Raw genomic sequence first — 11,862 nt, 5'->3', positions numbered from 1 at the left:
TCGGAGTGTTTCGGTGGTTATAGCGTCAGGGAAACGCCCGGTCCCATTCCGAACCCGGAAGCTAAGCCTGACAGCGCCGATGGTACTGCAACCGAAGGGTTGTGGGAGAGTAGGACACCGCCGAACTCAACATGAAGTGGAAGGCCCCGGTCGAGACGGAAACGTCTCCCGGGGCCTTCCGCATACCCACCCCCAGCCATGCCCCCCAACCACGCGCGCCGACTGCCCGAGCCACACCCGGCCGGCCGCCGTGATGCCCCACAGAACACACGTGATGCCCCACAAATCACGCGAGATGCCCCTCTACTCACGCATGATGCCTCCCGGATCACGCGCAAGACCTCAAACCGACCCCGGCCGAACCACCGAACGCCTCCGCAACGGCGACGACAACACCAGCGACGTGTTCGTCTCCCCATACCGCTGCACCTTCTCCAGAAGCGCCTCCAGCTCCGCCGTATCCCGGCACAGCACCCGCAGCACCCAGCACTCCTCACCGGTCACGTGATCCGCCGTCACCACCTGCGGCAGCGGCAACACCGCCGCGCGGAACCGTGGCGTGTCCAAACTCCGGACCCGCGCCCGCACCAACGCCTCGATCGGCAACCCCAGCTTCGTCGTGTCGATGCTCGCCGCGTAGCCCGTGATCACGCCGCGCTCCTCGAGACGGCGGACTCGCTCCGTCACCGCCGAGCCGGACAGCGATACCCGGCGGCCCAGCTCCGAAAAGCTCAGCCGGCCGTCCGCCTGGAGGAGCTCCAGCAGGCGCCAGTCGACGTCGTCGAGGTGGTCCACCGCAACTCTCCCGGGTTCGCAGGGCCAGAACAGGGAAATCCCCGGCCGATCCGGGCTTCCGCCCCGATTCTGCCCTGTCCGGAAACCCGCCTTCCCAGCAGGATTTACCCCATGACACGCACGCTCGCCTTCCCCGCCGCGACACCCGAAGCCGCCGTCGCGTACTTCGCGGCCGAACTCGGCTTCGAGGTCGATCCCGACGATCTCGTCCAGGACCTCGAGGCCGGACGCACCGATGGCTACGTCGTCGTCGAAACCCGCGCTCCCGAAGCCTTCGCGCACGCCCGCATCCCCGGTGCGATCAACCTGCCCTACCGGGACATGACCGCGGAAAGCACGCATCACCTCGACCGGGACCTCGTTTACGTCTGCTACTGCGAAAGCACCGTCTGCAACGCCGCCACCAAGGGCGCGCTCAAGCTCGCCCAGCTCGGCTTCAAGGTGAAACGGCTCTCCGGCGGCATCACCGCCTGGATCGCCGCCGGCTACCCGATCGAACGCGACGTCGAAGGCGACAAAGCCGGAGGAATTCGCTGTGCCTGCTGACCTACCCTGGACTACGTGACCCGAATCCTGATCGTCCAGCCGGACACGTCGGACCCGCTGGGCCCCCTCGGCGACTGGCTGACCGAGGCCGGCGCGGAACTCGACGTCCGCCTGCAACCGGAACAAGACCTGCCCGACCTCGTCGGCTACCGGGCCGTCGTCTGCCTCGGCGGCGGCATGGGCGCGGAAGACGACGCCAAGCACCCGTGGCTCGCCGACGTCCGGCGCCTCCTGTCCAAGGCGGCGGCGCGGAACCTGCCCACCCTGGGCATCTGCCTCGGCGCGCAGCTGCTGGCCGTCGCGACCGGCGGCCGCGTCGAGGTCGCCCCGGACGGGCCGGAGGTCGGTCCGCACCTCGTCAGCAAGAAGGACGCGGCGTGGACCGATCCGCTGTTCGCCGACCTGCCGCTCGTGCAGGACGTCCTCCAGTTCCACACCGACGCCATCACCCGGCTCCCGCCCGGCGCCGAACTGCTCGCGTCCTCGCCGCGCTACGCGCACCAGGCCTACCGGCTCGGGCGTTGTGTCTACGGTGTCCAGTTCCACATCGAGACGACGCCGGCCGTCGTCGAGAGCTGGGCCGCGGAATGCCCCGGAGAAGCCGAATTCGCCCGGCCGGGCGCACTCGAGCACGAAACGTTGGTCACCGTGCACGCCGACATCGCGGAAACCTGGCGGCCCTTCGCGCACCGGTTCGTCAAGCTGGCCGCCGGAGAACTCGAAGCCGCGGTCGCCAGTCACCGTACTTTGCCGTTGGCTTAACGACGGAGGTCACAACCAGCAACATCCTGTTAACGCCGGGCGTACCCGTCAGGTACCTTGCGGGAGGAGTCCCCACAAGGGTGCGGAGGTCGGGGTGCAACCCTCGTTGCTGGTCGTGGTCGTCGTCGTCACGGCCCTCATTTTCGATTTCACGAACGGGTTCCACGACACCGCGAACTCGATGGCCACATCGATCGCCACCGGGGCACTCAAGCCCCGCGTGGCCGTCGCGGTCTCCGCGGTGTTGAACCTGGTCGGCGCGTTCCTGTCGGTCGAAGTCGCCAAGACGATCTCCAGCGGTCTGGTCGACGACACGAAGATCGGCCCGGCGATCGTCTTCGGCGGGCTGGTCGGCGCCATCGTCTGGAATCTCCTGACGTGGTTCGTCGGCCTGCCGTCGAGCTCGTCGCACGCCTTGTTCGGCGGGCTGATCGGCGCCACCTGGGTCTCGGCCGGCGCCGACTCCGTCCACTTCGGAAAGATCGTCGAGAAGGTCCTGGTCCCGGCCGCGGCCAGCCCGGTCATCGCCGGGCTCGTCGCGATGACCGCCACCTACCTGGTCTACCGCTTCCTCGTGCGCGGCCGCCCGGCCACCCGTGGGTTCAAGGTCGGGCAGATCGTCTCGGCCTCCCTGGTCTCGCTCGCGCACGGCACCAACGACGCGCAGAAGACGATGGGCATCATCACGCTCACCCTCGTCACCGCGGGCAGCCTCCCCGCGGGCGCGCCGCCGCCCGTCTGGGTGATCGTCAGCGCCGCGTGCGCGCTGGCGCTCGGCACCTACCTCGGCGGCTGGCGCATCACCCACACCCTCGGCAAGGGCCTGACGGACATCGAAGGCCCGCAGGGCTTCGCCGCCCAGACGAGCTCGGCGCTGGTCATCCTGGTCTCCTCGCGACTGGGCTTCCCGCTGTCGACGACGCACGTCTGCTCGGGCGGGATCGTCGGCTCCGGCGTCGGCCGCCGGGACGCGCCGGTCCGCTGGCGGATGGCAGGCCGGATGGTCGTCGCCTGGCTGTTCACGCTGCCCGCGGCCGCGATCATCGGCGCGATCTCCGGCAAGATCGCTTCGCTCGGTGACGCGGGCACGATCGCCGTCGGCGTGGTCGGGGCCGGGGTCGGCCTCGGCATCTACCTGCTCTCGCGGCGCAACCCCGTCACCGCGCACAGCTTCCAGGTGCCCGAGCCGACGCCCGCCGGGACGGAGCCGGGCCGGCTCGCGGCCTGAGCCGTGTTCCCCGGCTACGGTGGTCGGTGATGGCAGACCGCGCGCGAACGACCGCTTCGGCGGCGAGGTACGGCTTCACCGATCCCCGTGCCGAGGGTCAGTTGCGCGCGGCCGGCTGGTGGGCCGACGCCGGCCCGGTCGAGACGGCCGCCGACGTGCTCGCCGCGTTGTCCCGCACCGCCGACCCGGACCTCGCGTTGCGCGGCCTGGACCGGATCCGCGAGGCCGACGCCGCCGAGTGGGCCGCCCTCGAAGCGCAGCTCCGCACCCACCGGACCTTCCGCGGCCGCTTCCTCAGCGTGCTCGGGACGTCGAGCGCGCTCGCCGACTTCCTCGCCGCCAACCCGGACCAGTGGCGCTCGCTCACCGCGGACAAGTGCACCGATTCCGCCTGCTACCGCGAAGCGCTGCGCACGGCTCTCCTGGCCGATGACGGTTCGGTGCTCACCGGGCTCAAGGCCGAGCAGGCGCTGAAGGTCGCCTACCGCGGCCAGCTGCTCGGCATCGCCGCCGCCGACCTCGGGCACGTCGTCGAGGCCGGGCTCGAGCACCCGGGCTACGCCGAGGTCGCGGCGCAGCTGACCGTGCTCGCGGAGGCCGCGCTCGCCGCCGGGCTGGTCGTGGCCGAGGCCGAAGCCGGCGCCTCCGCCGAAGGCACCTTGGCGGTCATCGCGATGGGCAAGTGCGGCGGCCGGGAGCTCAACTACGTCAGCGACGTCGACGTCATCTTCGTCGGCGAGGGCGACCTCGGCCTCGCGACGCGGCTGGCGAGCACAATGATGCGCGTCGTCGGGAAGGCGTGCTTCGAGGTCGACGCGGCGCTGCGCCCGGAGGGCAAGGCCGGCGCGCTCGTCCGCACGGTGGACAGCCACCACGGCTACTACCAGAAGTGGGCCAAGACCTGGGAGTTCCAGGCCCTGCTCAAGGCGCGGCCGGTGGCGGGCGACGCCGAGCTCGGGCGCCAGTACGCCGAGATGGTGGCGCCGCTGGTGTGGTCGGCGGCCGACCGCGAGAACTTCGTCGCCGAGGTGCAGCAGATGCGCCGCCGGGTCGAGGGCCACGTGCCGTCCGAGCACGCCGAACGCGAGCTGAAGCTGGGCCGCGGCGGCCTGCGCGACGTCGAGTTCGCCGTGCAGCTGCTGCAGCTCGTGCACGGCCGGGTCGACGCGAACCTGCGCTCACCGTCCACCATGGACGCGCTCGCGGCGCTCGGCGAAGGCGGCTACGTCGGCCGTCAGGATGCCGCCGAGCTGGGGGCGTCGTACGAGTTCCTGCGGATGATCGAGCACCGGCTGCAGCTGCGGCGGCTGCGCCGGACGCACCTGTTCCCGGCGGCGGCGGACACCGACGAGCTCCGCATCCTCGCCCGGGCCAGCGGGATCAAGGCGAGCGGCGGCAAGAGCCAGGGCGAGGCGCTGCTCGCGGAGTTCCGCCGGCACGGCAAGGGAATCCGGCGGCTGCACGAGAAGATCTTCTACCGGCCGCTGCTGCAGTCGGTCGCGAACGTGCCGGCCGAAGCGCTGCGCCTGACCACCAAGCAGGCCGCCAGCCGCCTGGCCGCGCTCGGCTACACCGCGCCCGACGGCGCGCTCCAGCACATCAAAGCCCTCACCGCGGGCGTCTCGCGGCGCGCGGCGATCCAGCAGGCGCTGCTGCCGGTGCTGCTCGACCTCTTCGCCGACACCCCCGACCCCGACGGCGGGCTGCTGTCGTACCGGAAGGTGTCCGAGGCGCTCGAGGAAACCCCGTGGTACCTGCGGGTGCTGCGCGACGAGGGCACGGTCGTGGAGAACCTGGCCTTCCTGCTCGGGACGTCGCGGCTGGTGCCCGACCTGCTGGTCCGCGCGCCGGAGGTGCTGCAGCTGCTCGGCGATCCGGCCCGGCTGCTGGGCCGCACGCCCGCGGAGGTGGCGAAGTCGCTGCGGGCCGCCGTCCGGCGTCAGCCCGGGTTGAACGCCGCCATCGCCGCCGCGCGTTCGCTGCGGCGGCACGAACTCCTGCGTGTCGCCTCCGCGGATCTGCTGGGACTGCTCGACGTGCGCGCGGTCTGCGATGCGCTGTCTTCGGTGTGGGTCGCGGTGCTGCAGGGCGCGCTGGCCGCGGCGTTCCGCCGGCGGCAGACCGAACTCGGCCGGACGCCGGCGCGCATCGCCGTGATCGGGATGGGCCGGCTCGGCGGCGCCGAACTCGGCTACGGCTCCGACGCGGACGTGCTGTTCGTGTGCGAGCCGTCCGAAGGGGTTTCGGACGCCGACGCCGTGAAGTTCGCTTCGTCGGTCGCGGAGACCGTCCGGAAGATGCTGGGCGCGCCGAGTTCGGATCCCGCGCTCGTGGTCGACGCCGACCTGCGGCCGGAGGGCCGCAGCGGGCCGCTGGTCCGGACGCTCGAGTCGTACCGCGCCTACTACGCGCGGTGGGGCGAGGTGTGGGAGGCGCAGGCGTTGCTGCGGGCCCGGTTCATCGCGGGCGACGACGACCTCGGCGAGCGTTTCAACGCGATGATCGACCCGATCCGCTACCCCGAAGGCGGCCTGGACGCGACGAAGGCGCGCGAGATCCGCCGCATCAAGGCCCGCGTCGAGACGGAGCGGATGCCGCGCGGCGCCGACGCGACGCTGCACACGAAGCTCGGCCGCGGCGGCCTCGCCGACGTCGAGTGGACGGTGCAGCTGCTGCAGCTCCAGCACGGCCACGAGGTCGAGGGCCTGCGCACGACGTCGACGCTGGACGCGCTGGCGGTGCTCGCGGAGGCGGGCCTGGCCGAGCAGGCCGAGGCGGACTCGCTGGCCGAAGCGTGGCTGCTGGCGACCCGCGTGCGCAACGCGGGGATGCTGGTGCGCGGCAAGGCGGTCGACCAGGTGCCGGGCTCGGGCCGCGACCTGGCCGCGGTGGCCAGGGTGCTCGGCCAGTCGGCGGGCGACGACCCGGGCGAGTTCCTCGACACGTACCGCCGCATCACCCGCCGGGCGCACGCGGTGGTGGAGCACTTGTTCTACGAAGCCTGACCTACAGTGGGCTGGTGACCGATCGCGAGCCGTTCCGGACCCGGATCAAGGTCCGGCACTACGAGCTGGACACCCTGGGCCACCTCAACCACGCCGTGTACCACTCGTACGGCGAGGTTTCCCGCCTGGAGCTGCTCGAAGCGGCGGGCGCGCTGAAGGGGCTTCCCGGCGTGGCCGCGGTGCTGCTGGAGACGCACGTGGTGTTCCGCCGCGAGCTGCGCGCGGGCGACTCCGTGGACGTGACGTGCGACGTGAAGTTCGGCACCGGCAAGACGTTCAAGATGGACTCGAACATCATCAAGCTCGACGGCGCGCTGGCCGCGGAGATCACCTGCACGCTGGGGCTGATGGACCTGGACCGCCGCAAGCTGGTGGAGGACCCGCGGGGCCGTTTCGAGGCGGCGGGCGCGGACCTGAAGCTGCTGTCGACCTCGGAGTAGAAGAAACGCCGGTGGCGAGGGCTCTTCGCACCTCGCCACCGGCGTGTCCGGGGGCGTCCTAGCCGATCACACGTCGTAGGTCTGCCATGACCCGGCCTCCACCTGCGGGCTGATCGTCGGCACCCCTCCTGACCTGCTGGTTGTCGGTCGTCGTTGGTCGTTCTTGGTCAACTCTGGCGGACGTCTGACGGCCTGGAGACGGCCTGGCGGCCCACGACCACACCACCCCCTCATCCCGACATGAAGCCCAAGAACGCGGCCGGTGGCGCCGGGTCAAGGCACGCTTTCCCGCCTTGACGCGGTGCTGCCGGCCGTTGTCACGATCAGGCGTCGGGGAGAGGGAAGCGCTCTGGATCGATAAGCCGGGCCTCCGTCACGAGGTAGAGAGCAGCTGGCCCGTGGTTGCTCTCCACGTACGCCCGCACGGGCGCTCCCGGACGCAGCTCGATGTTCTCAAGCTGGGTGTTCGTGAATAGGAACGGCGGTGCGTGGCCCGAGCTGTAGAGGGGCAGGTCGCGGTGCGTCGGCTGTCCGGGAGTAGGCATGCGTCCACGGTAGGACGCGGCACCGACACTCTTGGGAGCGTTGTCGCCCCGGTGCGCCGCTGATGGCTGGTGACGCCGAGCGCGCCGGGCGGGTGCGCCGCGCGGCCGGTGGGCGGAGCGGAGCGGCAGCCCGCCGTGTCGCAGGCGGCGCACCCGCCGAGCGCGCTCGGCTGTCGTCAAGCCGCACCAGCGCGCCGCCATCGGCGGCGCGCCTTGATCCCATAGAGCCAACTTCGGCACCAAGCTAGGACTAGGTGAGTGTGCAGTTAAGTCGGGCGAGAGCTGTGCAGTGTCCCGTAAGAGTAGGGACAAAGGTCAGCAACACTACGACGAGTCTTAGAACCTGTGTCCAGTTATCTTCTTGCGTGCGCCTAGACGTTAAATTAGCCAGCCTGTGTTTAATTGCTGCTTTGGAGCTTTGCTGCTAGGCTGTTAAAGCTGCAATCATGCAGAGGGGTGGGACTAGGTTGCCTCTAGTCCCACCCCAAGAAGATTATCGACTAAAGATGTCGATAATCTTTGCGATCAGTCTTGCTACTTGCGCAATACTGTTAGCGGTCTCCGGCGGGATAAAGGACCTAACCTTCGTCTGCCGGAGTTCTGACTGGCTGCCAGGCTTGCTACCAGCTGTTTTGTTGAATCTCACCACTGCTGTACCTCGGTTGTTGCTGGTTCTGCCTCGGGGTGACCCCCTGAGGATCAGGCACCTGTCGGCCTGATGCATCACGGCCGAAGGAAGGTGACGCTGTGGTGTTGCCGTCGCTGGCTGCGGCGACTTCCATATTCTCCTGCGAATCGCTCCGGTTCGTCAAATGGTGCAATATCGTTGATCTTGGTGTTTTGCAACCGAAAAATAGGGTATGTATGTAGACATTCTGGGCGGTTGACCTCGTTCTATGGGGCGGCCTGCCGATCAAGAAATGCGGCGCCGCCTGTGGTCTAAATCACAGTCAGAGTGCTCGCTGTCGGACGTACGTACGCAGCGGCGGGCTATCGACATACGGCTGCAAGGCCGACAAGACTGGCGGTGATCGCATCTGCCTTCGCGGCGCGAAGGTGTTTCTGCTTGCCGATCTTGTTCGCGTACCCGATCGATCGAACCTCGGCCGCACGTGCGGCTTGGATGTCGCTGACCGAGTCGCCGATGAACACGGACTCGCGACGATCGACGCCGAGGGCGCCGATGGCCTGGTCCAGCAGGGCACTGTTCGGCTTGAGCAGTGTGGCGTCTGGACTAGTCCGTCCGGCGACAAAGTCGACCGAACGGCGGAGGTCGTAGAGGTCGAGGTAGGCGTTGATTGCTGGAGTGCTGTTGTTGCTGACAATGGCGAGTGATCGCCCGGATGCGTGCCAGGCTCGGATGAGGTCGTGAGCGCTCTCGGTTGGGGAGGCGCTGGAGATGGCTTCGACCTCATGTGCCGTGAACGCGGCCTCTGTGTACCGGGCTTCCTCGTTGCCGAGCGTGGCGGCGTACCGGAAGACGTCGAACGGGTCGGCGCTCATCGCCACCTCCTCGGGGAGATCAGCATGTCCCCCGTCGGCGAGGACGTCTCGAAGTTGATCGGCAACCGTCGTCGCGGGGATGCCCGCGAAGACCGAGCAAACCGGCCCATCGAAGTCCAGCAGTAGTGCGCGGGCGTGAGCGAGGACGTCGATCGGTGTCATCGCTGGTAGTCCTTGGCGACGCTGTTCCAGAGGCTGTCGAACCAGGTCTTGGCCTGGTCGACGTACTGCGAGCCGGTTGACGTGTCGTCGTCGTTGATCGAGTGGTGGAAGAGGATCGCGTCCTTGCCCATCAGGTCGTAGATCGCCTGGGTCTCGCCGCCGAAGTTGATGACGTGCTCGCGGACTGGGTAGAAGCCGAAGAACGTCTCTTCGTTGTTGATCAGGTAGAGCTTGAACATCGGCGGCGCCGGGTGGACGCGGACCTGGGCGGTGGCCTTATTGACCAGTCCCAGCTCGGCGAGTTCGGTCACCGAGTCGACTATGGCCAGGGTGTGGCGTCGCATGATCTCTTCGGCGCGCTTTCGGAACAGCGGGCTGTCGGCGTGCTCGTCGACGGTGACTGGCAGGGACCACGGCTGGGTTGGGTCCGGCACCAGTAGGCGGACGGTGATCGACTCGGGCCGGAGCCGGCCGATGCGGATCTTGTCCAGTGGTTCGGCGATGACGCCGTGCAGGGTCTCGCCGGAGAACCCGGCGAAGTCGATCGTGACGTCTTGGGCCTCGAAGGCTCGTTCGATGTGCGGCCGGAGTCCGACCGGGCGTTCGGTGCGCTCGCGCACGAAGACTCCGCTGCCCTGCCGCGAGACGATCAAACCCTCGTCGCGGAGTTCGCGGATGGCGTTCTGCACGGTCATGGGCGCGACGTTGTACGTCTTCGCTAGCTCGTTCCGCGATGGCAGCTTGTCGCCTGGCGTGAACTTCCGCGTCAGGATCGCTGCGCGCAGCGCGTTCGCCACCTGCACGTAGGGCGGCCTCGGGTCGTCCGGGTCCAGTGCCACGGCGCCTCTCCGTTCTTTGACATCCAGGGTGGCTGGTTGTCAAACATTGTCGCCGACCATGACGCAAGCTGTCTAGGCGACCTAGCAGCCTAGGCATTTCTCTGCTTGCTTGACTTGGCTAGCCAACCTGGCTAACCTGACCATGTCAGCCACGATAGGCAGCGCCGAGTGAGGCGCCTGACCAGGGAGAACCGACATGGCAGTACCGCGCGGAACGCGCTTCGACATCGACCACGACGCCGTGTTCCCGGCCGGGGCAGCGATCGTTGGCCCCGTCACGCCGGACATGGAGTACGTCTCCAACGAGGACAAGGCCCGGGGCAAGCAGGCCAAGCAGAAGATCGACGAGCAGACCGGCCTTCCGCAGTGGAAGGTCACGGTGACCGACCCGTCGGCGGAGAAGGACCGCGACAAGTCGGCCACGGTCACCCTGCTCGACCGGGTCCAGCCCGTCCCGCCCCCGGCCGCAATGCAGGGGTTCGACTTCCGACCGGTCGTGTTCGAGGGCCTGACGGTCGAGCCGCGCGTCATGGGCGAGAAGTTCAAGTACCAAGGCTGGGCACTGCGGGCCACCGGGATGCGGGAGCCGGGTAGTGGTGCTGGCTCCAAGCAGGCCGCCGCGAAGACCCCGGCCGGCCAGAGTGGTCAGCAGAAGGCCGCGTGATGGCGGGGCGGCCGTCGCGTGAGGCGGTCGCTCGGTGGAACGAGGCGTACGCGGAGCAAACGTCCGCACTGTTCGCTGCGATGAGGTCGGCATCTGACGATCTGGCGGCAGTGCGGCGTCTTGCTCACGCCTACCACGCGGTCGCGGTGGCGTGGCGTGCCTTGTCTGCCGATCTCGCCGCTCCGTTGTGGGCGCGGCACGCGTCGGCCGTGGCGGCTGAGGAGTTCGAGCGGCGGGCGCGCATGGAGTTCGACCGCGCCGAGTCGGCCCAACGACCAGGGGAGATCACATGAGCCGGTGGGAGCGGGTGCGAGCTTGGGAGCTGGCCTACACGCGCTACGCGGGTGCGTCGGACGTCGACGTGCCCCAGGTGTCGCGGGCGGTTGCCGCAGCTTGGCGTGATCTTGCGGCCGAAGTTCCGTTACCGGCCTGGGCGCGCGCGGCCGTCATCTCCGCCGCTGAGGCATTCGAGATTCAAGCCGACAAGTGGGACACCCGCCTTCGGCATGGGGAAAGTGTTCAGGGACATGGCGCACGACGAGAAACAGAACGCGGCGGAAGCTGGGTGGGACGGGTTCGGCGTGACGTGGATCGTCGGGTCGGAGGCGGAACTGGCGGTCGAGGAGACTGGTTGGGAGCCGACGCATCCGCCGATGCTGGTGCTCGCGGGGGCGCCGTGCGTGGTGATGCTGCGGCCGCCGGACGACCCGGCGATGTGGCCGGCGTGCGTGACGTTCCTTCGCCAACTCCGCGACGGAGCGGAGGACCTGGCGGCACTCCTCGAAGCCCGCGCGACGGATCGGTTGGCGCGTGATGGCGAAGTCGGCTGAGCCGCGCACCCTGCGGGACGCGCACGAGATCGCAACGGAGCGTCTTCCGGCGCCGGACGCGAACCCCGCAGTGTGGCTGGCATTCCGGCAGGCGAACGCACGGATGTACGAGAAGGTTGCCGACGTCGACCGGGGGCATCACCACGAGGCTTTGTACTGGGCGGGGTATGAGCGGCGGAAGGCGGGGGAGGTGGCGGCAGAGATCCAGGCCAGCAAGTCGAAGTCTGAATAGTCCCGTGTAGACACACCAACAGTCAAATACTGCAACGAAAAACGCGCGCTATGACGTGCGGCGATGAAACGCGTCCTCGTGCGGGTGACGCGGAACCGTAAGGCGCAGAAGCGGAAACTCGGCTACCAACCATGCCGCTCCTGCGCTGTCCACAACCGTGGGGTGTGAACAATGCAGACGCTAGACGATGGCAACAACCGCGCGCCAGTGGGGGTCACCCGCTCGCGCTGCGCGGAATGCAAGCGGTTCGCTCGGCTGCTGCCGGGTGAGACCAAGTGCGCCCCGTGCCTGGGGGCGTTGCCGCTGGATCT

The 11,862-nt window shown here is 68.8% G+C and carries 11 protein-coding genes and 1 rRNA gene; 9 read left to right on the top strand and 3 right to left on the bottom strand.

Annotated elements, in window-relative coordinates; translation table 11 throughout:
- The first annotated feature begins 9 nt into the window (after nt 1–9).
- Nucleotides 10–126: ribosomal RNA gene (rrf, locus tag I4Q55_RS48240) — 5S ribosomal RNA — on the top strand.
- A 216-nt stretch (nt 127–342) separates the two neighbouring features.
- On the opposite strand, the gene I4Q55_RS48235 is transcribed toward rrf, so the two are convergent.
- Nucleotides 343–795, bottom strand: a complete 453-nt coding sequence (locus I4Q55_RS48235; RefSeq protein WP_206797721.1) for an Lrp/AsnC family transcriptional regulator — start codon at nt 793–795, stop codon at nt 343–345.
- Nucleotides 796–906: 111 nt separating this feature from the next.
- Here I4Q55_RS48235 and I4Q55_RS48230 point away from each other — a divergent pair, with 111 nt between their 5' ends.
- The 5 genes from I4Q55_RS48230 (at nt 907) to I4Q55_RS48210 (ending at nt 6,776) form a co-directional block, all read left to right on the top strand.
- Nucleotides 907–1,341 carry a rhodanese-like domain-containing protein gene (locus tag I4Q55_RS48230; RefSeq protein ID WP_206797720.1) on the top strand — a complete coding sequence of 145 codons (435 nt, stop codon included), beginning with the start codon at nt 907–909 and terminating at the stop codon, nt 1,339–1,341.
- Between the two features lie 15 nt (nt 1,342–1,356).
- Nucleotides 1,357–2,103, top strand: a complete 747-nt coding sequence (locus I4Q55_RS48225) for a type 1 glutamine amidotransferase (RefSeq protein ID WP_206797719.1) — start codon at nt 1,357–1,359, stop codon at nt 2,101–2,103.
- A gap of 94 nt (nt 2,104–2,197) precedes the next feature.
- Entirely contained in the window at nt 2,198–3,331 is a 1,134-nt protein-coding gene (locus tag I4Q55_RS48220; protein WP_206797718.1) for an inorganic phosphate transporter, read from the top strand.
- Between the two features lie 29 nt (nt 3,332–3,360).
- A complete protein-coding gene (locus tag I4Q55_RS48215) occupies nt 3,361–6,336 on the top strand; it encodes a bifunctional [glutamine synthetase] adenylyltransferase/[glutamine synthetase]-adenylyl-L-tyrosine phosphorylase (RefSeq protein WP_206797717.1) in 2,976 nt (991 codons plus the stop codon).
- A 14-nt stretch (nt 6,337–6,350) separates the two neighbouring features.
- Nucleotides 6,351–6,776: a thioesterase family protein gene (locus I4Q55_RS48210; protein ID WP_206797715.1), complete on the top strand. Its 426-nt coding sequence runs from the start codon at nt 6,351–6,353 to the stop codon at nt 6,774–6,776.
- Nucleotides 6,777–8,311: 1,535 nt separating this feature from the next.
- Here the strand turns inward: I4Q55_RS48210 and I4Q55_RS48205 are convergent.
- A complete protein-coding gene (locus I4Q55_RS48205; protein WP_206797714.1) occupies nt 8,312–8,986 on the bottom strand; it encodes an HAD family hydrolase in 675 nt (224 codons plus the stop codon).
- Nucleotides 8,983–9,825, bottom strand: coding sequence for a GntR family transcriptional regulator (locus I4Q55_RS48200; protein ID WP_307793507.1), 843 nt, complete (start codon nt 9,823–9,825; stop codon nt 8,983–8,985). Before I4Q55_RS48200 ends, I4Q55_RS48205 begins: the two co-directional genes overlap by 4 nt.
- Nucleotides 9,826–10,021: 196 nt before the next feature.
- Here I4Q55_RS48200 and I4Q55_RS48195 point away from each other — a divergent pair, with 196 nt between their 5' ends.
- The 3 genes from I4Q55_RS48195 to I4Q55_RS48185 all read left to right on the top strand — a co-directional run bounded on the left by I4Q55_RS48195 (nt 10,022) and on the right by I4Q55_RS48185 (nt 11,551).
- Nucleotides 10,022–10,489, top strand: coding sequence for a hypothetical protein (locus tag I4Q55_RS48195; protein WP_206797713.1), 468 nt, complete (start codon nt 10,022–10,024; stop codon nt 10,487–10,489).
- 527 nt (nt 10,490–11,016) lie between these two features.
- Nucleotides 11,017–11,319 carry a hypothetical protein gene (locus I4Q55_RS48190; protein WP_206797712.1) on the top strand — a complete coding sequence of 101 codons (303 nt, stop codon included), beginning with the start codon at nt 11,017–11,019 and terminating at the stop codon, nt 11,317–11,319.
- On the top strand, nt 11,303–11,551 hold the full coding sequence (locus I4Q55_RS48185) for an AMED_5909 family protein (protein WP_206797711.1): 249 nt from the start codon (nt 11,303–11,305) through the stop codon (nt 11,549–11,551). The genes I4Q55_RS48190 and I4Q55_RS48185 overlap by 17 nt, the downstream gene beginning before the upstream one ends.
- The last annotated feature ends 311 nt before the right edge of the window (nt 11,552–11,862 follow it).

It is taken from the genome of Amycolatopsis sp. MtRt-6 (assembly GCF_017308975.1).
In the GTDB taxonomy this organism is placed as follows: Bacteria; Actinomycetota; Actinomycetes; order Mycobacteriales; family Pseudonocardiaceae; genus Amycolatopsis.
This window is presented reverse-complemented; position numbering and strand designations above follow the sequence as displayed.